General features: G+C 59.7%; 18 protein-coding genes and 1 pseudogene. 7 read left to right on the top strand and 12 right to left on the bottom strand.

The genetic code is table 11. From position 1 onward, the window contains the following. Window positions 1–104: 104 nt before the first annotated feature. The 4 genes from aspS to CER19_RS07365 all read right to left on the bottom strand — a co-directional run bounded on the left by aspS (window position 105) and on the right by CER19_RS07365 (window position 3381). Window positions 105–1880, bottom strand: a complete 1776-nt coding sequence (gene aspS, locus CER19_RS07380; RefSeq protein WP_073522935.1) for an aspartate--tRNA ligase — start codon at window positions 1878–1880, stop codon at window positions 105–107. Window positions 1881–1988: 108 nt separating this feature from the next. Continuing rightward, a complete protein-coding gene (locus CER19_RS07375; protein WP_003193872.1) occupies window positions 1989–2210 on the bottom strand; it encodes an FmdB family zinc ribbon protein in 222 nt (73 codons plus the stop codon). 162 nt (window positions 2211–2372) lie between these two features. Then, a complete protein-coding gene (locus CER19_RS07370; protein WP_116665955.1) occupies window positions 2373–2726 on the bottom strand; it encodes a ribbon-helix-helix domain-containing protein in 354 nt (117 codons plus the stop codon). 181 nt (window positions 2727–2907) lie between these two features. Then, window positions 2908–3381 (bottom strand): Dps family protein, encoded by a 474-nt coding sequence (locus CER19_RS07365; protein WP_116665954.1) that lies wholly within the window; start codon window positions 3379–3381, stop codon window positions 2908–2910. A 427-nt stretch (window positions 3382–3808) separates the two neighbouring features. Here CER19_RS07365 and CER19_RS29280 point away from each other — a divergent pair, with 427 nt between their 5' ends. Then, entirely contained in the window at window positions 3809–4411 is a 603-nt protein-coding gene (locus tag CER19_RS29280) for a cold-shock protein (protein ID WP_003193875.1), read from the top strand. 75 nt (window positions 4412–4486) lie between these two features. Here CER19_RS29280 and CER19_RS07355 read toward each other — a convergent pair whose 3' ends face one another. Both CER19_RS07355 and CER19_RS07350 read right to left on the bottom strand, forming a co-directional pair. Continuing rightward, window positions 4487–4693, bottom strand: a complete 207-nt coding sequence (locus CER19_RS07355) for a SlyX family protein (protein ID WP_003193876.1) — start codon at window positions 4691–4693, stop codon at window positions 4487–4489. Window positions 4694–4696: 3 nt separating this feature from the next. Continuing rightward, entirely contained in the window at window positions 4697–5122 is a 426-nt protein-coding gene (locus CER19_RS07350; RefSeq protein WP_116665953.1) for an HIT domain-containing protein, read from the bottom strand. A gap of 741 nt (window positions 5123–5863) precedes the next feature. Between CER19_RS07350 and CER19_RS07340 the strand changes: the two genes are divergently transcribed. Beyond that, a complete protein-coding gene (locus CER19_RS07340; protein WP_116665951.1) occupies window positions 5864–7162 on the top strand; it encodes an OprD family porin in 1299 nt (432 codons plus the stop codon). A 182-nt stretch (window positions 7163–7344) separates the two neighbouring features. On the opposite strand, the gene CER19_RS07335 is transcribed toward CER19_RS07340, so the two are convergent. Together CER19_RS07335 and CER19_RS07330 are read right to left on the bottom strand one after the other, a co-directional pair. After that, complete coding sequence (locus CER19_RS07335) at window positions 7345–8187, bottom strand: mechanosensitive ion channel family protein (protein WP_116665950.1); 843 nt, start codon at window positions 8185–8187, stop codon at window positions 7345–7347. A 136-nt stretch (window positions 8188–8323) separates the two neighbouring features. Beyond that, entirely contained in the window at window positions 8324–8809 is a 486-nt protein-coding gene (locus tag CER19_RS07330; RefSeq protein WP_003193880.1) for a YajQ family cyclic di-GMP-binding protein, read from the bottom strand. A 123-nt stretch (window positions 8810–8932) separates the two neighbouring features. Here CER19_RS07330 and CER19_RS07325 point away from each other — a divergent pair, with 123 nt between their 5' ends. Genes CER19_RS07325 through CER19_RS07315 form a run of 3 tightly spaced genes read left to right on the top strand, consistent with a single transcriptional unit; the run spans window position 8933 to window position 12514 of the window. Continuing rightward, the gene (locus CER19_RS07325) at window positions 8933–9850 is read left to right on the top strand and encodes a putative 2-dehydropantoate 2-reductase (protein ID WP_116665976.1); all 918 of its coding nucleotides are present in this window, start codon (window positions 8933–8935) and stop codon (window positions 9848–9850) included. Between the two features lie 46 nt (window positions 9851–9896). Then, entirely contained in the window at window positions 9897–11933 is a 2037-nt protein-coding gene (locus CER19_RS07320; RefSeq protein ID WP_116665949.1) for a PAS domain-containing sensor histidine kinase, read from the top strand. A gap of 2 nt (window positions 11934–11935) precedes the next feature. Further along, window positions 11936–12514, top strand: coding sequence for a cob(I)yrinic acid a,c-diamide adenosyltransferase (locus tag CER19_RS07315; protein ID WP_032895497.1), 579 nt, complete (start codon window positions 11936–11938; stop codon window positions 12512–12514). Between the two features lie 126 nt (window positions 12515–12640). Here CER19_RS07315 and CER19_RS07305 read toward each other — a convergent pair whose 3' ends face one another. The 3 genes from CER19_RS07305 to secA form a co-directional block, all read right to left on the bottom strand. After that, on the bottom strand, window positions 12641–13585 hold the full coding sequence (locus CER19_RS07305) for a Nudix family hydrolase (RefSeq protein WP_116665947.1): 945 nt from the start codon (window positions 13583–13585) through the stop codon (window positions 12641–12643). Between the two features lie 143 nt (window positions 13586–13728). Then, window positions 13729–14946: a bifunctional glutamate N-acetyltransferase/amino-acid acetyltransferase ArgJ gene (gene argJ, locus CER19_RS07300; protein ID WP_116665946.1), complete on the bottom strand. Its 1218-nt coding sequence runs from the start codon at window positions 14944–14946 to the stop codon at window positions 13729–13731. Between the two features lie 124 nt (window positions 14947–15070). Next, on the bottom strand, window positions 15071–17806 hold the full coding sequence (secA, locus tag CER19_RS07295) for a preprotein translocase subunit SecA (protein WP_116665945.1): 2736 nt from the start codon (window positions 17804–17806) through the stop codon (window positions 15071–15073). A gap of 306 nt (window positions 17807–18112) precedes the next feature. Here secA and CER19_RS07290 point away from each other — a divergent pair, with 306 nt between their 5' ends. Further along, window positions 18113–18568: a DUF721 domain-containing protein gene (locus tag CER19_RS07290; protein ID WP_116665944.1), complete on the top strand. Its 456-nt coding sequence runs from the start codon at window positions 18113–18115 to the stop codon at window positions 18566–18568. A gap of 4 nt (window positions 18569–18572) precedes the next feature. Here the strand turns inward: CER19_RS07290 and CER19_RS07285 are convergent, their stop codons facing one another. Beyond that, window positions 18573–20051, bottom strand: coding sequence for a helicase HerA-like domain-containing protein (locus CER19_RS07285; RefSeq protein WP_047711675.1), 1479 nt, complete (start codon window positions 20049–20051; stop codon window positions 18573–18575). 205 nt (window positions 20052–20256) lie between these two features. On the opposite strand from CER19_RS07285, the pseudogene CER19_RS29370 reads away from it, so the two are divergent. Then, window positions 20257–21288, top strand: a pseudogene (locus tag CER19_RS29370) (cache domain-containing protein); the annotation flags it as partial. Window positions 21289–21372 lie beyond the last annotated feature (84 nt).

Genomic DNA, 21372 nt, shown 5'->3' with positions numbered 1-21372 from the left:
CAATCCCGCCCCAGGCGAGATTTCCCTCTTTTAAACGCAAAGGCGCATCCGAAGATGCGCCTTTTTGACTGCCTGCTACCTTATCGCGCTTTCACGCAGCAGCCTTACTCAGCCTTCGGCGTCTCGCGCAGGCGGATGTGCAGTTCGCGCAGTGCCTTGGCATCCACCACACCCGGCGCCTGGGTCATGACGTCCGCAGCGCTCTGGGTTTTCGGGAAGGCGATCACTTCACGGATCGACTGGGCGCCGGTCATCAGCATCACCAGACGGTCCAGGCCGAACGCCAGGCCACCGTGCGGCGGCGCACCGTATTTCAGGGCGTCGAGCAGGAAGCCGAACTTCTCTTCCTGTTCCGCTTCGTTGATGCCCAGCAGGCGGAAGACCGCTTGTTGCATCTCTTTGCGGTGGATACGGATCGAGCCGCCACCCAGTTCAGTACCGTTCAACACCATGTCGTAGGCACGGGACAGCGCGCCTGCAGGGTTGGCTTCCAGCTCTTGCGGGGAGCACTTAGGCGCGGTGAACGGGTGGTGCAACGCGCTGAAGCTGCCGTCGTCGTTCTCTTCGAACATCGGGAAGTCGACGACCCACATCGGTGCCCATTCGCAGGTCAGCAGGTTAAGGTCGTGACCGAGCTTGATACGCAGCGCGCCCAGGGCCTCGCTGACGATCTTGGCCTTGTCGGCGCCGAAGAACACGATGTCGCCGTCAACCGCACCGACGCGATCAAGGATCACGTTCAGGTTGGCCTCAGGGATGTTTTTCACGATCGGCGATTGCAGGCCATCGACGCCGTTGGCGCGTTCGTTGACCTTGATGTACGCCAGGCCCTTGGCGCCGTAGATGCCGACGAACTTGGTGTAGTCGTCGATCTGCTTGCGCGGCATGCTCGCGCCGCCAGGCACGCGCAGGGCGGCGATACGGCATTTCGGGTCGTTGGCCGGGCCGCTGAACACCTTGAAGTCGACGTCCTTGAGCTGGTCGGCCACGTCCACCAGTTCCAGCGGGTTACGCAGGTCTGGCTTGTCGGAACCGTAGCGGCGCATGGCTTCTTCGAAGGTCATGTGCGGGAATTCGCCGAACTCCAGGTCCAGCACTTCCTTGAACAGGTTGCGGATCATCTGCTCGGTCAGGCCCATGATCTCTTTTTCATCGAGGAAGCTGGTCTCGATATCGATCTGGGTGAATTCCGGCTGGCGGTCAGCGCGCAGGTCTTCGTCACGGAAGCACTTGGCGATCTGGTAGTAACGGTCGAAGCCGGCCACCATCAGCAGTTGCTTGAACAGCTGCGGCGATTGCGGCAAGGCGAAGAAGCTGCCGGCGTGGGTACGGCTAGGCACCAGGTAGTCGCGCGCGCCTTCCGGGGTGGCCCGGGTGAGGATCGGCGTTTCGACGTCGAGGAAGCCGTTTTCGTCGAGGAAGCGGCGAATGCTGGTGGTCATGCGCGAGCGCAGGCGCAGCTTCTCGGCCATTTCCGGACGACGCAGGTCCAGGAAGCGGTAGCGCAGGCGGGTTTCTTCGCCCACGTCGGAGTATTCGTTGAGTGGGAACGGCGGGGTTTCCGACTCGTTCAGCACTTCCAGCTCATAGCCCAGCACTTCGATGCCGCCGGACGCCATGTTCTTGTTCACGGCACCGGCCGGACGCAGGCGTACCTTGCCGGTGATCTTCACCACATATTCGCTGCGCACGCGGTCGGCGGCGGCGAAACTCTCGGCGCGGTCCGGGTCGAACACCACCTGGGCCAGACCATCACGGTCACGGATGTCGAGGAAGATCACCCCGCCGTGGTCGCGGCGACGGTGAACCCATCCGCAAAGGGTGATTTCCTGACCTTCCAGGGTCTCGTTCAGTTGGCCGCAATAGTGGCTGCGCATCATGGTCGTGGTTTCACTTCTCGTAATTCGAAATTCGGTGGCAGGCCTGCCTCGTCACCGTACAGTTAAGCAGGGGACGGATAATGCAGGAGCCTGCGCGTAGAGTTCAACTCAGTCTGCTTTGTCGCCGCCCGCCAGGTTCTTCTTGGCGCCGGTCTTGAAATCAGTCTCGTACCAGCCGCTGCCGCTCAGGCGGAAGCCCGGCATGGACAACATCTTCTTCAACTCAGGTGCCTGGCAGGCAGGGCAATCGACCAGCGGCGCGGCGCTGATCTTCTGAATGGCTTCCAACTGATGACCACAGGAAGCGCATTGATAGTCGTACATGGGCATGGGGATGTCTCGGCGATCAGATCGTTACAGCGCCACGCCCTGCCCTGTGCATAAAGCCCGGCATGCGCAGCAAAGCGCGGGATTATATCTGGTAAATCAACACAGCGCAGCCGGCTTTGTGCCCAGGGCCCGGCCCGCCGGGATGACGGGCCGACCACCGGACTACTGCGCGAGCGTGTCCGCGGACGTGAGGGCGCTCCGCCCTTTGAGCACATGGACCACGCACACCACCCTCACCAGCCCACTGAAGTTCTTCACGCCTCCGTAACGCAAATGCACTTCCCGATCGACATAGGACAACAATGCACTGACCGAACAGGTATTGAGCCTGGCGATTTCCGTCAGGATGTTCCAATAGATCTGTTCAAGCCGCAGGCAGGTAGAAAACCCATTGAGCCTGACCGACCGGGACAGTGGCTTGGCCAGCCCCATATCAAAACCCTTGGCAAAAGGGTCGACCTTTATCTTGTGAAAACCACAGGTTTCCATCACTCCCTTACCCACTCCACGTGACATACACCTGACACTCCATTGCCAAACAGCAGCCAACAGGTTTCTCCCATTGGACGATGGGCCTATAAAACAGCAGCCAGCACAGAGCAGCCAGAAGACGGGGAGTTGTTAGTCGTAGGACAACGCCAGGAAGCGCAGGGAAACCAGCAGGCGGCGCCCAAAAGGCGCCGCCAGGGTTCGACAATTACTGGTTTTCGAGCAGGGAGCGCAGCATCCACGCGGTTTTCTCGTGAACCTGCATACGCTGGGTCAAAAGGTCCGCCGTCGGCTCATCACTGACTTTGTCGAGCAATGGGAAGATGCCCCGCGCGGTACGCGTGACCGCTTCCTGGCCGGCGACCAACTGCTTGATCATCTCTTCGGCGCTCGGCACACCCTCTTCTTCCTTGATGGAAGACAGGCGGGCGGAAATCGAAAAGGCACCCGGCGCCGGGAAGCCCAGGGCACGGATACGCTCGGCAATGGAGTCCACTGCCAGCGCCAGCTCGTTGTACTGCTCTTCGAACATCAGGTGCAGCGTACGAAACATGGGGCCTGTAACGTTCCAATGGAAATTGTGGGTCTTCAGATACAGAACATAGGTATCGGAGAGCAGGCGGGAAAGTCCGTCGACGATGGATTTACGGTCTTCTTCACTGATACCAATATCGATTGCCATGTGTTTCCCCTTCAATTGACGAGCATTCATTGATCAGGTGCAGCTCCACTCTAGCAAGAGAGTGCGCCACGTGCAGCCCGACACACTCGGGTGGCATGCGGCAAATCGCCCCGCACCGCCTGCGGGATCTGATCTTGCAAGCCTGTTTACCTGTAGGAAGGATCTAGGCCGCCACTGAAAAAATCCCGCACCTGTCTAGGACAAGCGTTTGACGCAGAAATGCCGCGGCCGTGGCAATACCCCGAAATGCTTGATTTGAGTAGGCACAGCCTTTGCTGTTAAATAGACGCGGTGTGGCTGCCGTTTATTCCTGCGGCACGTCACATAGGCTGATACCCGCGCACGTGCTCAACGCCTCCCATTGTTCAGAAGCGAACCGTGCCAGTCAGCTCTTCCTTGTGATCCGTCTTAACGTGAGTTAACCAAAATGTTGAAAATCGTCCACCTGCTAACGGGCGTTGCAGCGTTGCTGCTGTCCTTTATTCCGAGCCTGCAGCCTGAAAGCCTGCCCTACCTGGAACAACACGACGCCCTGTACCTGGCCTTGTTCGGCCTTCTTAACCTGACGCTCGCACCGGTAATCCCTTACTGGAACAAAGGCACGCGTCATCAACTGCAAAACCTGGTCAGTGCGCTGCTGGTGCTGACTGTTGTCGTACAAACCCTTACCCTCCTGGCGCCCATGCCTGAAGTCGGGGGCCATCCGGCCATCCTGCTCAGCCTGGTGATTGCTGTGGTCGCCATCGTTCTTCACCTGGCCATCAGCTTCTACCGCTCGTCTCCAGCGGCCGCGTCGCAAAACTATGACATGACCAACCGGGATACCGGGACCGTCAAGTGGTTCAACACCTCCAAGGGCTTCGGCTTCATTTCCCGCGATTCGGGCGACGATATCTTCGTCCACTTCCGAGCCATTCGTGGCGAAGGCCATCGCGTCCTGGTCGAAGGCCAGCGCGTGGAGTTCTCGGTGATGAACCGTGACAAGGGCCTGCAAGCTGAAGACGTCATCGCTGCCCTGCCGCGTCGCTGATTCCACAGCCCTCGCAGCAAAAAAAAACCGCGATCCAGCCTTGGCTGGGTCGCGGTTTTTTTATTGCGTGCGCATTCAATAGTGGGGTGGCGGCGCTTCTTCTTCGGATGACTCGAACTGCCCGCCCATTTCTTCCTGGCGCTTGAGCAGTGCAGTCATCTGCAATTGCAGGCGTTCGACGGCCCGCTGCTGGGCAACCAGGATGTCATTGAGGGTTTCAATGGTGTCGTCCTGGAAGGCCAGGCGGCTCTCCAGGTCGGTGACGCGTTCTTGCAGGTCCATGGTTCAGTCCTGGGTAAAGATGAAGTCGGCAGGCAATAGCTCACGCAGTCGGCTGCGAATGGCGGCCACCTGCTCTTCGGTATAGGGCCGGGCCTGGTGCTTGCCCCACACCGGGGCTGGCCAGGCGGCATCATCGCGCTTGCGCACAATCACATGCACATGCAACTGGCTGACCACGTTACCCAGCGCGCCGATGTTCATCTTGTCGGCCGCCAGCCCCTCGTTAAGCATCTGCGCCAGGGCCGTCGTTTCTTGCCACAAGGTTTGTTGATCTGCGACATCCAGTTGAAACACTTCGCTGATACCTTCGATGCGCGGCACCAGAATGAACCAGGGGTAATTGGCGTCATTGGACAGCAGCAGGCGACAGAGCGGGAAGTCCCCAATGGCCAAGGTATCTTGTTGCAGGCGTTGATCTAAGGCGAACACGTGGGCACTCCGTTCGGCAGGTCAGTAACAGGTGCCCAGCATACCTTCGAATGCCCAAGGCTTCACGGGCAATGCTGGCGGCCTTGAGGCAACCGGGCAAAAAAATGCACCCTTTAGAGGCAGTGACCCAGGTGAGCAACGCTAGGCCGGGCCTTAACGGGATGCACCAAAATGACCCACCTGTGCCTCAAAGGGATCCGCCGATTACCCACTGATAAGGGTCAACCGGTAACGTTTTACCCAGGTACAGGATTCAGGTACCACCGAACCGGGGTAACACCCCGGCGTCAAGCCCAACCCAAATGGCGTAACCCCCCCGTGCTTATGCGGTTTTTACAGGTTCATCACACTTTTCACGAAAAAATGACATTCGGTCAGCGGTTTGAGCACGCTTGTTGCATTCACCCCCATATCGTCGGCAACGGCACCCGTTTGGACACAGGTGTTTCGCGATAAAAACAGTGGCGTTTCAATGTGTATCAGGGAAGCGTTCAAACTTTGGAAGAAGTCTGAAAACAGCATTGAAGTTGTCAGCCTGGATACATTTCTGGCTGTGAATTTGCGACATGGATCTAGCGATTTACGACAGCCTCGTAAAGAAGCTGAAAGGATAGTTGAGTAAGTATCGTCAATAGGGTCTGCGTGAGATAACTTTGCGCCGACACAAAAAGAAAGAGCCGCCCAGATAAAAATACAGGTGGGACGGCAGTACTCTTCCTAAAACCAAAGGAGCAAATCACGATGCGCGTGATGAAGTGGAGCATGATCGCCCTGGCTGTTTCAGCAGGCACCTCGCAGTTCGCAATGGCGTCCGCCCAGGACGATTCCAAGGGCTTTGTTGAAGACAGCACGTTCAGCATCAATACTCGCGCGCTGTACTTCAGCCGTGACTTCCGTAATGAGCCAGGGGGCGGTTACAGCACCGTCAACGGCAAGCGTAAAAGCCGAGCTGAAGAAACCGGCCTGGGCTTCAATGCCCTGTACGAGTCGGGCTTCACCCAGGGCACCATTGGTGTCGGTGTTGACGTGATCGGCCTGATGGGCGTCAAGCTCGACAGCGGCAAGGGCCGCGCCGGCACCGGCCTGTTCCCAACCGGTTCCGACGGTCGTTCGCAAGATGACTATTCCAAAGGCGGCGGCGCGGTCAAGTTCCGCATCTCCAACACTGTGCTGAAAGTCGGTGACCAATACACCACAGCCCCAGTGTTTGCCTCCGATGACAGCCGCCTGCTGCCAGAGCTGCCACAAGGCATCTCGATCACCAGCAACGAAATCAAAGGCCTGAAGCTTGAAGGCGGTCACTTCACTTCCAGCGTCGCGCAGAACCAGACCTACCACGACAGCCTGGGCCTGACCAAAACCGACTTCGTCGGCGGTGTGTATGCCTTCACTCCAGAAGTCACCGGCAGCCTGTACTACGCGAAAACCGAAGATTACTTCCGCAAGTACTACAGCAACCTGAACTGGACCCACGCCCTGAGCGATGATCAGTCGTTCGCCCTGGACTTCAACATCTACGACACCAAGAGCGACGGCGCCGGCCTGCAACGCGCAGAGAAAGATGGCGTGACCAAGCTCGACAACCGCGCCTTCAGCTTGCAGGGCGCGTACACCATCGGTGCTCACACCTTCACCCTGGCAGCCCAGAAAGTCACCGGTGACGGCGACTACGGTTACGGCGTAGACGGCGGCGGCACTGTGTTCCTGGCCAACTCCATCGCCCGTTCCGACTTCAACGCCGAAGGTGAAAAGTCCTACCAGGCGCGTTATGACATCAACATGGCGACCTTCGGCATTCCGGGCCTGAGCTTCATGACCCGTTACGTCACCGGTAGCGGCGCCAACACCGGCACCACCTCGAACGGCAAAGAGTGGGAACGCGACATCGAAGCCAAGTACGTGATCCAGAGCGGCCCGGCAAAAAACCTGAGCCTGCGTCTGCGTCAAGCGACTTACCGTTCCGGTGATGGCGTGTACTACGGTTCGCCATCGATCGACGAGCTGCGTCTGATCGCCAACTACCCGCTGAACATCTTGTAATTGCCGGTTTAATTACAACGATGGCTTGAGGCTTCGGCCTTAAACAAAAAGCCGCTCCTCTGTTTAAACAGGGAGCGGCTTTTTTATTGCAGTTTTATTTCATCCCGCAAAACAACTAGCAAGCTAAGTAACTAGTTTGTCAAAGCTGACCTATCGGCCAACTTCGATAGCATCACGCCAAGTTATTTCGGCGCACTTTCCTGCATCACGCGAATAACCCGTTGTGGGAACGGAATATCAATCCCTGCTGCTTTCAAACGGTCACGTGCCAGTTCATTGAGCATGAACATCACGTCCCAATAATCCGGCGTGTTGGTCCAGCAACGCAGGGAGACGGTGATGGAGCTATCGCCCAAGGTCGAAACCACGGCCACAGGCTCAGGGTCTGCCAGCACGCGTGGGTCTTTGGCCAGTTCCAACAGGACTTCGCGGGCCTTCTGCAGGTCTGCCTCGTAGTCCACCCCTACGTCGAACACAACCTTGCGGGTCGGCTGGCGGTTGGTGTTGGTGATGATCCCGTTGGACAGGATGCCGTTCGGCACGATCACTGTCTTGTTGTCACCGGTGCGGATGACGGTGTGGAAGATCTGGATGCTGTCGACGGTACCCGAGGTGCCCTGGGCTTCGATCCAATCACCGATGCGGAACGGACGGAACAGTAGAATCAGCACACCACCGGCGAAATTGGCTAGGCTGCCTTGCAAGGCCAGGCCGATCGCCAAAGTTGCAGCACCGATGGCGGCGACGAACGAGGTAGTTGCCACACCGATCATCGAAGCCACGCTGACGATCAGCATGACTTTCAGTGCGATGTTCGCCAGGCTGGTGACGAAGTGTTGCAGCGCCAGGTCCGCGTTGCGCACGGCCAGCAAGCGCCCTACTCGGTGGGTAAAGACATTGATCAGCCACCAGCCGATAGCCAGGGTGATTACTGCCAGCAATACGCGGCTGCCGTATTCCATGATCATAGGGATCCAAGACTGGGAGGTCTTGATCAGGTGATCCATTTCAGCGTTCAAATCCATCTACTTTCTCCTGTTGTGCGGCGATAAGGCTCTATTGACTACCTGAAAACGCAATTGAGCCCCGAAGGGCTCAATTGTAGGCAATGATGCTGGGGCGTGGGACGCCAAAAGTGCCCACAGGTTCCCCAAAGTGCCATCAGTCGCGGAAGTTATTGAACTGCAGCGGCATGTCAAACGTCTTGGCGCGCAGGGCCGCGATGGCCTCTTGCAGGTCGTCACGCTTCTTGCCGGTAACGCGAACCTGCTCGCCCTGGATGGCGGCCTGGACCTTGAGCTTGGCGTCCTTGATGTGCGCGACGATCTTCTTCGCCAGTTCCTTGTCGATGCCTTCCTTGAGCACGGCTTCCTGCTTCATCAGCTTGCCGGAAGCGTAGGCGTCCTTGACTTCAAGGCACTGCACGTCGATCTTGCGCTTGACCAGGGCCAGCTTGAGGATCTCGATCATCGCTTCCAGCTGGAAATCGGCTTCAGCGGTCAGGTTGACGGTCAGTTCCTTTTCCTTGAATTCGAAGCTGCCCTTGCCTTTCAAGTCATAGCGACGGTCCAGTTCCTTGACGGCGTTCTCGACGGCGTTGGTGACTTCGTGTTTGTCCAGTTCAGATACCACGTCGAACGAAGGCATGTGATTTCTCCAATATAAGGGGCGGGCTCAGTAGAGATGGAGCGCGCCCGAGCTAAAATGCCGGGGCATTATAGCGGTTCTTTCGCGCCGTTCACCGCTGGCGACCTTATGGAGTACACACTGATGTCTACCCCCTGGCATATTCTTGGCGCCGGCAGCCTGGGCACCCTCTGGGCCACGCGTCTGGCGCGCGCAGGCGTGCCCGTCAGGCTGATCCTGCGCAATGAGGCGCGCCTGGCCGACTATCGAGCCGGCCAAGGTCTGACCCTGGTCGAGCAGGGTGTGGAACAAACTTACCCGGTAGTCGGTGAAACGCCTGACTGCCCGGAGCCGATTCATCGCCTGCTGGTCGCGTGCAAAGCCTACGATGCCCAAAGCGCTATCGCCCAGTTGCAACATCGACTAGCACCCGACGCCGAACTGATCCTGCTGCAAAACGGCCTTGGCAGCCAGGACGCAGTGGCCGCACAAGTACCGTCGGCCCGTTGCATCTATGCCTCAAGTACCGAGGGCGCATTTCGCGATGGCGATTGGCGGGTGGTATTTGCCGGCCATGGCTACACCTGGCTGGGGGAAGCGAGCCATCCCACTCCGCCGCTGTGGCTGGATGATTTGCAAGCGGCGGGCATTCCCCATGAATGGGCCACCGATATCCTGACGCGCCTATGGCGCAAGCTCGCGCTCAATTGCGCAATCAACCCACTGACCGTGTTGTACCACTGCCGCAACGGCGGTTTGAACGCCCACCACTGCGAGGTCGCCACGCTCTGCGCCGAACTGGCCGAACTGCTGGAGCGCTGTGGCCAGCCTGCGGCTGCACAGGACTTGCACAGCGAAGTCCAGCGGGTGATCCAGGCCACCGCCGCCAACTATTCCTCCATGTACCAGGACGTCGCCAACGCCCGACGCACCGAGATCAGTTACCTGCTGGGCTACGCTTGCCAGGCCGCGGCCCGCCATCAGTTGGCAGTGCCGCACCTGCAACAGGTACACACGCGGTTGGTGGCGCATTTGCTTGCACACGGATTGGCCAGCGACTGAGGCACGCGCTACCCTGCCTACCTGTCTATCACCTGGGAAAACCCTGATGCCACTGCGCCAGCGTCTTGAAAATCTACCAGTAGGACAAAAACTGCTGGCGGCCCTGCTGGTGCTTCTCACCACCGTATTGCTGGTGGCCAACCTTACGTTTATCAGCGCCGCCTACTGGATCTCCCAGGAAAGCATGGCCCCCCAGGCCTTGCAGGCTATAGGTAGACTGGTGTCCAACCCCTCGCTCGCCGCCGAGGCGCTTGAGTCTCCGACCAAAGCCGAGGCACTGCTCAATGAGCTGACCAGCTATTCGCCCTTGCGCGCCGCCGCGCTGTACGACGGCGAAGGCAACCGCCTGGCGCAAATGCAGCACGGCGACCGCCTGCACCTGCCAGACCACTACCGGCATATCGAAGCGTGGCGCCTCACCGAATTTCGCAGCAACCAGATCATCACCCTGCCCCGCGGCAACCAGCCTTCGGGGCATTTGTTGCTGGTGGCCAGCAGTGAGCTACCGGTGGCGTTCTATACCGGCACGCTGACCGCGAGCCTGGGCATCCTGATTTTCAGTGTGTTGCTGTGGCTGGTCATCGCCCGGCAAATCAAACGCCTGATCACACGACCGATTCATGAACTTGAAGAACTGTCCCGCCAGGTGACGCGCGAGGAGAACTACGCTTTACGCGCCGGGCGTGGCAACCGTGATGAAATCGGCAGCCTGGCCGAAGCGTTCAACACCATGTTGTCGCGCATCGAAGCCCGCGAGCAGCAGCTCAAACGCGCACGCGACGACTCCCAGGCCGCGTATGACCAGGCCCAGGGTTTGGCCGAAGAAACCCGGCATACCAACCGCAAGCTGGAACTGGAAGTCCAGGTACGCAGCAAGATCGAGAAAAAACTCACGGGGTTCCAGAATTACCTGAACAGCATTATCGACTCGATGCCCTCGGCGCTGATCGCCCTGGACGAACAACTCTATGTCACCCAGTGGAACCAGGAAGCCACCGCCCTATCCGGCACGCGCCTGGACGAAGCCCTGAACCAGCCGGTGTTCCTGCCCTTCCAGCCGCTCAAGCCGTCCCTGCCACAGATCAAGGCGACTGTGGAGCAACACACGGTGGAGCGGATCGAGCGAGTCACCTGGATCAAGGACGACGAGCCCAAGCATTACGCGCTGACGTTCTACCCGTTGATGGGCGGCGCCGGGCGCGGTGTGGTAATCCGGATCGACGACATCACCCAGCGCCTGTCCCTGGAAGAAATGATGGTGCAATCGGAAAAAATGCTCTCCGTGGGCGGCCTGGCGGCGGGTATGGCCCATGAGATCAACAACCCACTGGGCGCGATCCTGCATAACGTGCAGAACATTCGCCGGCGCCTGTCCCCCGAGCTGCCCAAGAACCTGGAGCTTGCCGAGCAGGTGGGCATCGAGCTGGAGACGGTCAACCGTTACCTGCAAGGCCGTGAAGTCCCGCAATTGCTCGACGGCATTCAGCAGGCCGGTGCGCGTGCCGCCAAAATCGTTACCCACATGCTCAGCTTCAGCCGCCGCAGCAATCGCCAGATGGCTCCCTGCGATTTGCCGGCGCTGATCGACCAGGCCGTGGAAATCGCCGGCAACGACTTTGACCTGACCATCGGTTTCGATTTCAAGGGCCAGGCGATCATCCGCCAGTTCGATCCGCAACTGGGCCCGGTGCCCGGCACCGCCAACGAGCTGGAGCAAGTGCTGCTCAACCTGCTGAAAAACGCCGCCCAGGCCATTCACCTGCGTGAAGACGACAGCGAACCTGGGCGCATTATCCTGCGCACCCGCCTCAACCCGCCGTGGGCAGAAATCCAGGTGGAAGACAACGGCATCGGCATGAGCGAAAACGTGCGCAAACGCACGTTCGAACCGTTCTTTACCACCAAGGAAATCGGCCAGGGCACCGGGCTAGGCCTGTCGGTGTCGTATTTCATCATCACCAACAACCACAAGGGCCAGATGGAAGTGCATTCCACCCTGGGCCAGGGCACCTGCTTTACCTTGCGCCTGCCTTTGGCCGGCAGCCAATTGCCCCCCACTGAACTTACCCAACTGGAGCACTGACCATGGGCTTTCGCCTGTCGAAGATCTACACCCGTACCGGCGACAAGGGCGAAACCGGCCTCGGCGACGGCCGCCGCGTGCCCAAGGACCATCCACGCGTGGAAGCGATTGGCGAAGTGGATACGCTGAACAGCCAATTGGGCCTGCTGTTGGCCAACCTTGAAGAACAAAGCGGCAAGCACCCGGCGTTGAAGGACGTGATTGAAGTGCTCACGCCTTGCCAGCATCGTCTGTTCGACTTGGGCGGTGAGCTGGCAATGCCGGTGTACAAGGCGTTGAATGCGGCGGAAGTGGATCGGCTGGAGGCTGCGATTGATCGCTGGAACGAGGAAGTCGGGCCGCTGGAGAATTTCATCCTGCCTGGCGGTTCAGCGTTGATCGCTCAAGCCCATGTGTGCCGCAGCCTGGCGCGCAGCGCCGAGCGCCGTTGTCAGCACCTGAATGCGGTGGAACCGTTGGAGGGTGTGGGGTTGGCGTACATCAATCGGTTGTCGGATTTGCTGTTTGTGGCGGCCAGGGTGATTGCCAAACGCCAAGGTGTTGCGGAGGTGTTGTGGCAGGCGGCGGCCAAGCCACACTGAGCATTGCGGTGTTTGATCGGGCGCTTTCGCGAGCAAGCCCGCTCCCACATTTGATCGCATTCCAATGGTGGAACTCGGTCAAATGTGGGAGCGGGCTTGCTCGCGAAGAGGTCAGTCAGCGCACCATCACACCTGCGGCCAGAACGCTCGAATACCTGCCACACCTTGCGCACCAGCCTCCCAAGCCTGCTCCCGTTGCGCCGGCCCAACCCCGCCCAACAGAAACACCGGCTTGCTGAACCCGGCGATCAACTGCTGCGCCTGCTCCCACCCCAACGGCTGGGCATCGGGATGGGTCTGGGTCGGCTGCACCGGCGACAGGGTGACAAAATCCACGTCCATCATTTCTGCCAGGGCCAGCTCTTCAGCGTTGTGGCACGAAGCCGCCAGCCAACGGTCTTTGGGCAGTGGACGGCCCTTACTGGCGTATTTGCGCAACTGCGCCGAGGTCATGTGCCAGCCGGCAGCGGGGAAATCCCCCAGCCATTCAAACGGTCCCTTGAGCATCAACTGCGCCTTGCCGGCACACAGGCCCACCGCATCCACCGCCAGGTCACGGTATTTGGGGTCGTAACCGTTGGGGGCACGCAATTGAACCAGCTTGATGCCACCGGCAATAGCCTTCTGGATACCGCGCAACAACGTCGGGGTTTCCAGCTCGCCAGGGGTGATCAGGTACTCGGCGGGCAAGCGTGCCGCTGCGACAATCGGCGCATTCGCCGCCGGGAATTCATAGTTGACCAGGTCCCGCGGTGCCACCCACGCCAACGGCTGCCCTTCAGCGCCATGGGGCTCGCCGGTAAAAGCCGTGACTTCCCAGACATCCAGCAATACCTGTTTATCCGGGTAGTCATGTTGCACCTTGATCAGCGGCCGCGCCGTGGTGACCTGGATGCCCAGCTCTTCCTGCAATTCACGGGACAAGGCCGTGGCGACCGACTCATCGGCCTCCACCTTGCCGCCCGGAAACTCCCAGAGGCCGCCTTGATGCTGAGTATCGGCACGGCGCGCCAGCAGGATCCTGCCATCGACACCGCGGATCACCGCTGCTGCTACATGCACTCGTTTCACGCCACTGCTTCCTCTCGTCGTAGCCCTTTGTAGGAGCGAGCTTGCTCGCGAAGAACGTCAACGATAACGCGTGCATCCAGGATAACCGCGATGGCATTGAGTTTTTCGCGAGCAAGCTCGCTCCTACAGGGGGAGGGTCATTTTCAGGTACGGTATTCCGCGTTGATCTTCACGTACTCGTGGGACAGGTCGGTGGTCCAGATGGTTTCGCTGCAGTCACCACGACCCAGTTCGATACGGATGGTGATTTCTTCCTGCTGCATTACTGCCGAGCCCTGGGCTTCGGTGTAGGTTTCGGCACGGGCGCCACGGCTGGCGATGCACACGTCACCCAGGAACACGTCGATCTTGCTCACGTCCAGGTCCGGCACGCCAGCACGGCCGACAGCCGCGAGGATACGGCCCCAGTTCGGGTCCGAAGCAAACAGCGCGGTCTTGATCAGCGGCGAGTGCGCCACGGTGTAGCCCACATCCAGGCATTCCTGGTGGTTGCCGCCGCCGTTGACTTCAACCGTAACGAACTTGGTCGCGCCCTCGCCGTCACGCACGATGGCCTGGGCCACGTCCATGCACACTTCAAACACTGCCTGCTTCAACGCCGCGAACAATGGCCCTTCGGTAGAAGTGATTTCCGGCAGGTTGGCCTGGCCGGTGGCGATCAGCATGCAGCAGTCGTTGGTGGAGGTGTCACCGTCGATGGTGATGCGGTTGAACGACTTGTTGGCGCCGTCGAGCATCAGGCGTTGCAGCACATCGCGGGAAACTTTGGCGTCGGTGGCGATATAGCCGAGCATGGTGGCCATGTTCGGGCGGATCATGCCTGCGCCTTTGCTGATACCGGTGACGGTGATGGTCACGCCCTCATGCACGAACTGACGGCTCGCGCCTTTGGGCAAGGTATCGGTGGTCATGATGCCGGTGGCCGCAGCCGCCCAGTTATCCACAGACAGATCATCGAGCGCGGCTTGCAGGGCGCCTTCGATTTTTTCCACCGGCAGCGGCTCACCGATCACACCGGTGGAGTACGGCAGCACCTGGCTGGCATCGACGCCGGTCAACTGCGCCAGCTTGGCGCAGGTGCGCGCCGCCGCGACAAGGCCCGGCTCGCCGGTGCCGGCGTTGGCATTGCCGGTGTTGGTCAGCAGGTAACGGATCGAACCGGCCACGCGCTGCTTGGCCAGAATCACCGGCGCGGCGCAGAAGGCGTTGAGGGTAAAGCCCCCCGCCACGGTCGAGCCTTGCGCACAGCGCATCACCACCACATCCTTGCGCCCCGGGCGCTTGATGCCGGCCGAAGCGATACCGAGTTCAAAACCGGCAACCGGGTGCAACGTGGGCAAAGGACCAAGACCAACAGCCATGAATGCGCTCCTTAAAAATAGGTGATGTCTGTGCCGTCGCTATCGACGGTGGGAATTAATGGCAAAACGCCGCGACGGCAAAGGCCGGTCGCGGCGCGGGGTGTTGCAGCGTCAGGCGAAAATCTTATTCGATCTGGCCGTGGCAGTGTTTGAATTTCTTGCCCGAACCGCAGTAGCACAGCTCGTTGCGACCCAGCTTCTGGTCATTGCGAACCGGGGTCTGCGCCAGGGCCACATCGACCTCTTCACCCAATGCCTCAGGCGCATCCAGGCCCGGCGCTTCGTCGTGCTGGAACTGCATGCGCGCCGCCAGGGCCTCGGCTTCCTGACGCAGGCGTGCTTCTTCCTCGATCGGGTCTTCGCGACGCACCTGAACGTGGGACAGCACGCGAATCGAGTCGCGCTTGATCGAATCCAGCAATTCGGAGAACAGCGTGAACGACTCGCGCTTGTACTCCTGCTTCGGGTTCTTCTGGGCGTAGCCACGCAGGTGGATACCGTGGCGCAGGTGGTCCATGGTCGACAGGTGGTCTTTCCACAGGTCATCCAGCACGCGCAATACGATCTGTTTTTCGAAGGTGCGCAGTGCTTCGGCACTCGCTTGCTCTTCTTTCTCGTTGTACGCCGCCAGCAGCTCGGCCATCAGTTTTTCGCGCAGGGTTTCTTCGTACAGGTGGTCGTCTTCGTCCAGCCATTGCTGAACCGGCAAGTCCACACCGAAGTCGCTCTTCAATGCCGCTTCCAGGCCGGCAACATCCCACTGTTCAGGCAGCGATTGTGGCGGGATATGGGCGCTGACAGTGGCGTTGAGCACGTCCTGACGGAAATCAGCGATGGTCTCGCCAATGTTGTCGGCGGCCAGCAACGTGTTACGCATGTGATAGATCACTTTACGCTGTTCGTTGTTGACGTCGTCGAACTCGAGCAGTTGCTTACGAATGTCGAAGTTGCGGCCTTCTACTTTGCGCTGGGCCTTCTCGATGGCGTTGGTCACCATGCGGTGCTCAATCGCTTCACCGGACTGCATGCCCAGGGCTTTCATGAAGTTCTTCACCCGGTCCGATGCGAAAATACGCATCAGGCTGTCTTCCAGCGACAGGTAGAAACGGCTGGAACCGGCGTCACCCTGGCGACCGGCACGGCCACGCAACTGGTTGTCGATACGACGCGATTCGTGACGCTCGGACGCGATCACCTGCAAGCCACCGGATTCCAGCACGGCCTGGTGACGCTTCTGCCAGTCGGCCTTGATCTGGGCGATCTGCTCAGGCGTCGGGTTGTCGAGCGAGGCCACTTCCACTTCCCAGTTGCCGCCCAACAGGATGTCGGTACCACGACCGGCCATGTTGGTGGCGATGGTCAGTGCGCCTGGGCGACCGGCCTGGGCGATGATCTCGGCTTCTTTCTCGTGGAACTTGGCGTTCAGTACCTTGTGCTCGATACCTTCCTTGTTGAGCAGGTTGGACACGTGCTCGGAAGTCTCGATGGTGGCGGTACCCACCAGGATCGGGCGGCCCTTGGCCATGCCATCCTTGATGTCATTGATGATCGCCGCGTATTTCTCTTCGGCGGTCAGGAACACCAGGTCGTTGTAGTCTTTACGCGCCAACGGCTTGTTCGGCGGAATGACCATCACGGCCAGGTTGTAGATCTGGTGGAATTCGAACGCTTCGGTGTCGGCCGTACCGGTCATGCCGGACAGCTTGTTGTACAGACGGAAGTAGTTCTGGAAGGTGGTGGACGCCAACGTCTGGCTTTCGGCCTGGATGTTGAGGTGTTCCTTGGCTTCGATGGCCTGGTGCAGGCCTTCGGACAGGCGGCGACCGGGCATGGTACGGCCGGTGTGTTCGTCAACCAGCACGACCTGACCGTCCTGCACGATGTACTCGACATTGCGGTGGAACAGCTTGTGGGCACGCAGGCCGGCATACACGTGGGTCAACAGGCCCAGGTTGTGCGCCGAGTACAGGCTTTCACCTTCGGCCAGTTCGCCGATCTGGGTGAGCATTTCTTCGACGAACTGGTGGCCCGCTTCGTTGAGTTCGACCTGGCGGGTCTTCTCGTCGATGGTGAAGTGACCTTCTTTGGTCACCACGCCTTCCACTTCCTCGATGTGCTGCTCCAGACGCGGGATCAGCTTGTTGATCTCGGTGTACAGGCGCGAGCTGTCTTCGGCCTGGCCGGAGATGATCAGCGGGGTACGGGCTTCGTCGATCAGGATGGAGTCGACTTCGTCGATCACGGCGAAGTTGAGTTCACGCTGGAATTTTTCATCCATGCTGAACGCCATGTTGTCGCGCAGATAGTCGAAACCGAATTCGTTGTTGGTGCCGTAGGTGATGTCGCAGGCGTACGCGGCGCGCTTCTCTTCCGGCGGCTGGAACGGCGTTACCACGCCGACGGTCAGGCCGAGGAATTCATACAGCGGGCGCATCCAGTTGGCGTCCCGGCGAGCCAGGTAGTCGTTCACCGTCACAACGTGCACGCCCTTGCCGGACAGTGCGTTGAGGTAGACGCCCAGGGTTGCCACCAGGGTCTTGCCTTCACCGGTGCGCATTTCGGCAATCATGCCTTCATGCAAGGTCATGCCGCCGATCAACTGGACGTCGAAGTGGCGCATGCCCATGACGCGCTTACCGGCTTCGCGGGCGACCGCGAAGGCCTCGGGCAGCAGCTTGTCGAGGGTTTCACCTTTGGCTATGCGGGCCTTGAACTCTTGGGTCTTGGCGCGCAATTGCTCGTCCGACAGAGCAACCATCTGCTCTTCGAAGGCATTGACCAGCTGCACCGTCTTGAGCATGCGTTTGACTTCGCGCTCATTCTTGCTTCCAAAAAGTTTCTTTAACAAAGGCGCAAACATATCGGCAGGTTCTTCCACACATAGGGATGGAGGGCGCACCGTGAGTGGCCCGAGCAGCCCTCACGGCCGCATTGCGAACGCGCATTCTACCCGGAATCGTGGGTGAGGAAAGTAACGTTGTTTCCCGATGCAGGCGCGGCGCTATGAGAGGGCTTGTTTAAAATAAGGGCTTTTGCTGGAACTTCAACCCATCAGACGCAGAAGTTACTTATTGATTTCGCGGAAAAAGCTGTAGCAACGCAGAGCCTCGGGCTGTGCAGGCGCTTTCTGCTAAGATAGCGGCTCTGTTACCTAAGGTGTCTAAACATGGCATTTCGCCCTCTCGCAGCCCGCGCCCCCGGCGTGTTGCTCCGCGAAGCCAAACCGCTGAAAGCCATCTTTGGCCATGCCAAACGCCTGGGCCATTTGCAACGCCTGCTGGAAAGCCAGCTGCAACCTGCCGCACGTGAGCACTGTCATGTGGCGTCCTGGCGCGAAGGCAATCTGCTATTAATTGTCACTGATGGTCATTGGGCCACCCGCTTGCGTTATCAGCAAAAACGCTTGCAGCGCCAGTTGATGGCGTTTGAAGAATTCGCCGGCTTGACGCGCATTCAGTTCAAGGTACAGCCACCCACCGTGCCGCAAAGCGCAGTGGGGCATACCATGGCCCTGTCGGAAACGGCCGCCGAACCCCTTCAGGCCACCGCCGAAGGGATCAACGACCCGGGCTTGCGCGCCGCCCTGGAACGGCTGGCCGCCCATGCCCGGCCCAAAGCCTGAAACGCTATTTGCGTTTGCTGCCGCCCAATAACGAACCCAGCAGACCACGCACCAACTGGCGCCCCATCTGATTGGCGGCCTGCTGCATGGCTGACTTCAACGCCTTGCCCGCCGTGGTCCCCAGGAAGGCACCCGCCTTGTCGGTGAAGCTCGGCTCTTCGGCGGCCGGAGCGGCCTGCTCGGCAGGCCCAAGTTCCTTGCGGGCCATCAACACTTCATAGGCAGACTCACGATCCACCGGTTTGTCATAGCGCCCCAACAGCGGCGAACTGGCAATCAACGCTTTACGTTCGGCTTCGGTGAGCGGCCCGATCCGCGATTGCGGAGGAGCAACCAGTACGCGCTGGACGACTTCCGGCGTGCCTTTTTCCTGCAAGGTTCCCACCAATGCCTCACCGGTGCCCAACTCTGTGAGCACCGACAAGGTATCGAACGTTGGGTTGGGCCGGAAGCCGTCCGCCACTGCCCGCAAGGATTTCTGTTCTTTGGCAGTGAACGCACGCAAACCGTGCTGGATGCGCAGGCCCAACTGCGCCAGCACCGTATCCGGCAAGTCGCCCGGCGATTGGGTGACGAAATACACGCCGACGCCTTTGGAACGGATCAGGCGCACCACCTGCTCCAGGCGCTCCTGCAAAGCTTTTGGCGTATCGGCGAACAACAAGTGCGCCTCGTCGAAAAACAACGCCAGCAACGGTTTGTCGGCATCGCCGCGTTCCGGCAATTGTTCGAACAACTCTGCCAGCAGCCACAACAGGAAGGTCGCGTAGACCTTCGGCGCTTCATGCACCAAGCGGCTGGCGTCCAGCAGGTGGATGCGCCCACGCCCATCACTGGCGGGCTGCAAAATATCTTCCAGTTGCAGGGCCGGCTCGCCAAACAAGGCTTCGGCGCCCTGCTGCTCCAGCACTGCCAGGCGCCGCAACAAGGCCTGGCTGGAACCGGTGGTCATCAAGGCGGCGTCTTCGCCCAGCAGTTCCGGGTGATAGCGCAGGTGATTGAGCAGTGCCTTGAGGTCCTTGAGGTCCAGCAGCAACAGGCCTTCGCGGTCGGCCACTTTGAATGCCGCATAGAGCGCCGATTGCTGGCTGTCGGTGAGTTCCAACAGGCTGCCGAGCAAGAGCGGGCCCATTTCACTGATGGTGGTGCGCAACGGATGACCGGATTGGCCGTGGATATCCCACAGGGTGACCGGGTACGCCTGAGCCGTGTAATTAAGGAAGGGCATACCGGCGATGCGCTCGGCCACTTTGCCCTGGGGGTTGGCGGCGGCGCCCAGGCCGCAGAGGTCGCCTTTGATGTCGGCAGCGAACACCGCCACACCCGCATCACTGAAGGCTTCCGCCAGGCGCTGCAAGGTGACGGTCTTGCCGGTGCCCGTGGCGCCGGCGATCAACCCATGACGGTTGGCCAGGCGCATGGACTGGGCGATGGGCTGGCCGTCAAGGCCGGCACCGATAAGCAGTTGTGTGGAGTCAGGCATTTCGTCACCTATGGTTAATCTTTAGTGCCGCGAGGTCGATATAGACGGATGTAAGCCCGACAAAGACTAAAAAACGGTCAGATAATTCCGATATGGACCAACGGAGCTATCACCAGAAATACCACACCTTTTTTGACGCTGCCATTTTGCGCCTCCCGCATAGGATGCGCCTCGGATATTAAGACCTTAGCGGACCCTTCAAGCCATGAACAAAAATCTGCGCTTCAGCCACAAGATCCTGCTTGCAGCCTCCCTTATCGTCATCGCCGCTTTCGCGTTGTTTACCCTCTACAACGACTACCTGCAGCGCAACGCGATTCGTGACGACCTCAATAACTACCTGCATGAGATGGGCGACGTCACCGCCAGCAACATCCAGACCTGGCTCACCGGGCGTATCGCCCTGGTGGAAAACGCCGCACAGAACATCGCCATCAACCCTGAAAAAACCGTCGTCGCCAGCCTGCTGGAGCAGAAAGCGCTGACCTCGTCATTCATGGCCACCTACGTCGGTGACAGCCAGGGCGCGTTCACTATCCGCCCCGACACCAAGATGCCCGACGGCTTCGACCCGCGTGTTCGCCCCTGGTACAAAGGCGCCCAGGCCAGTAACGGTTCGACCCTGACCGAACCCTATATCGACGCGGCGACCGGGCAACTGATCATCTCTGTCGCCACACCCAGCGCCAAGGGTGGCCAGAGCATCGGCGTAGTCGGCGGCGACCTGAGCCTGCAGACCCTGGTGGATAACATCGGCGCGTTGGATTTTGGCGGCATGGGTTATGCGTTCCTGGTCAGCGCCGACGGCAAAGTGCTGGTGCACCCCGATAAAGCCCTGGTGATGAAGACCCTGGCGGACGTTTATCCAAAAGACACACCGAAGATCAGCGGCGACTTCAGCGAAGTGCAAGCCAATGGCAAGACCAATATCGTGACGTTCACACCGATCAAGGGCCTGCCATCGGTGAACTGGTACCTGGGCGTTTCGGTGGATAAAGACAAGTCTTTCGCCATGCTCAGTGAGTTTCGCACCTCGGCGGTGATCGCCACGATCATCGCGGTGGTGATCATCATCGCCCTACTCGGCATGCTCATCCGCGTCTTGCTGCAACCTTTGCACCTGATGACCCGGGCCATGCAGGACATTGCCGACGGTGAAGGCGACCTGACCCGCCGCCTGACCATCCAGAACAATGATGAATTCGGCACCCTGGGCAATGCCTTCAACCGCTTCGTCGAGCGCATTCATACCTCGATTCGCGAAGTGTCTTCAGCGACCGAGCACGTCAATGAAGTGGCCCTGCGGGTGGTCAGTGCCTCA

The organism is Pseudomonas sp. GL93 (assembly GCF_003408955.1).
Taxonomy (GTDB): Bacteria; Pseudomonadota; Gammaproteobacteria; order Pseudomonadales; family Pseudomonadaceae; genus Aquipseudomonas; species Aquipseudomonas paracarnis.
The sequence above is the reverse complement of the archived record's forward strand: the minus strand, read 5'-3'. Positions and strand labels throughout refer to the sequence as shown.

Excerpts from the sequence above, each read along its gene's own strand:
- CER19_RS29280 (WP_003193875.1), top strand. The coding sequence starts at position 3,809 with ATGTTGAAAATCGTCCACCTGCTAACGGGCGTTGCAGCGTTGCTGCTG.
- CER19_RS07285 (WP_047711675.1), bottom strand. The coding sequence starts at position 20,051 with ATGCCTGACTCCACACAACTGCTTATCGGTGCCGGCCTTGACGGCCAG.
- CER19_RS07330 (WP_003193880.1), bottom strand. The coding sequence starts at position 8,809 with ATGCCTTCGTTCGACGTGGTATCTGAACTGGACAAACACGAAGTCACC.
- CER19_RS07290 (WP_116665944.1), top strand. The coding sequence starts at position 18,113 with ATGGCATTTCGCCCTCTCGCAGCCCGCGCCCCCGGCGTGTTGCTCCGC.
- CER19_RS07370 (WP_116665955.1), bottom strand. The coding sequence starts at position 2,726 with ATGTCACGTGGAGTGGGTAAGGGAGTGATGGAAACCTGTGGTTTTCAC.
- secA (WP_116665945.1), bottom strand. The coding sequence starts at position 17,806 with ATGTTTGCGCCTTTGTTAAAGAAACTTTTTGGAAGCAAGAATGAGCGC.
- CER19_RS07320 (WP_116665949.1), top strand. The coding sequence starts at position 9,897 with ATGCCACTGCGCCAGCGTCTTGAAAATCTACCAGTAGGACAAAAACTG.
- CER19_RS07340 (WP_116665951.1), top strand. The coding sequence starts at position 5,864 with ATGCGCGTGATGAAGTGGAGCATGATCGCCCTGGCTGTTTCAGCAGGC.
- CER19_RS07325 (WP_116665976.1), top strand. The coding sequence starts at position 8,933 with ATGTCTACCCCCTGGCATATTCTTGGCGCCGGCAGCCTGGGCACCCTC.
- CER19_RS07375 (WP_003193872.1), bottom strand. The coding sequence starts at position 2,210 with ATGCCCATGTACGACTATCAATGCGCTTCCTGTGGTCATCAGTTGGAA.
- aspS (WP_073522935.1), bottom strand. The coding sequence starts at position 1,880 with ATGATGCGCAGCCACTATTGCGGCCAACTGAACGAGACCCTGGAAGGT.
- CER19_RS07365 (WP_116665954.1), bottom strand. The coding sequence starts at position 3,381 with ATGGCAATCGATATTGGTATCAGTGAAGAAGACCGTAAATCCATCGTC.
- CER19_RS07335 (WP_116665950.1), bottom strand. The coding sequence starts at position 8,187 with ATGGATTTGAACGCTGAAATGGATCACCTGATCAAGACCTCCCAGTCT.
- CER19_RS07355 (WP_003193876.1), bottom strand. The coding sequence starts at position 4,693 with ATGGACCTGCAAGAACGCGTCACCGACCTGGAGAGCCGCCTGGCCTTC.
- argJ (WP_116665946.1), bottom strand. The coding sequence starts at position 14,946 with ATGGCTGTTGGTCTTGGTCCTTTGCCCACGTTGCACCCGGTTGCCGGT.
- CER19_RS07315 (WP_032895497.1), top strand. The coding sequence starts at position 11,936 with ATGGGCTTTCGCCTGTCGAAGATCTACACCCGTACCGGCGACAAGGGC.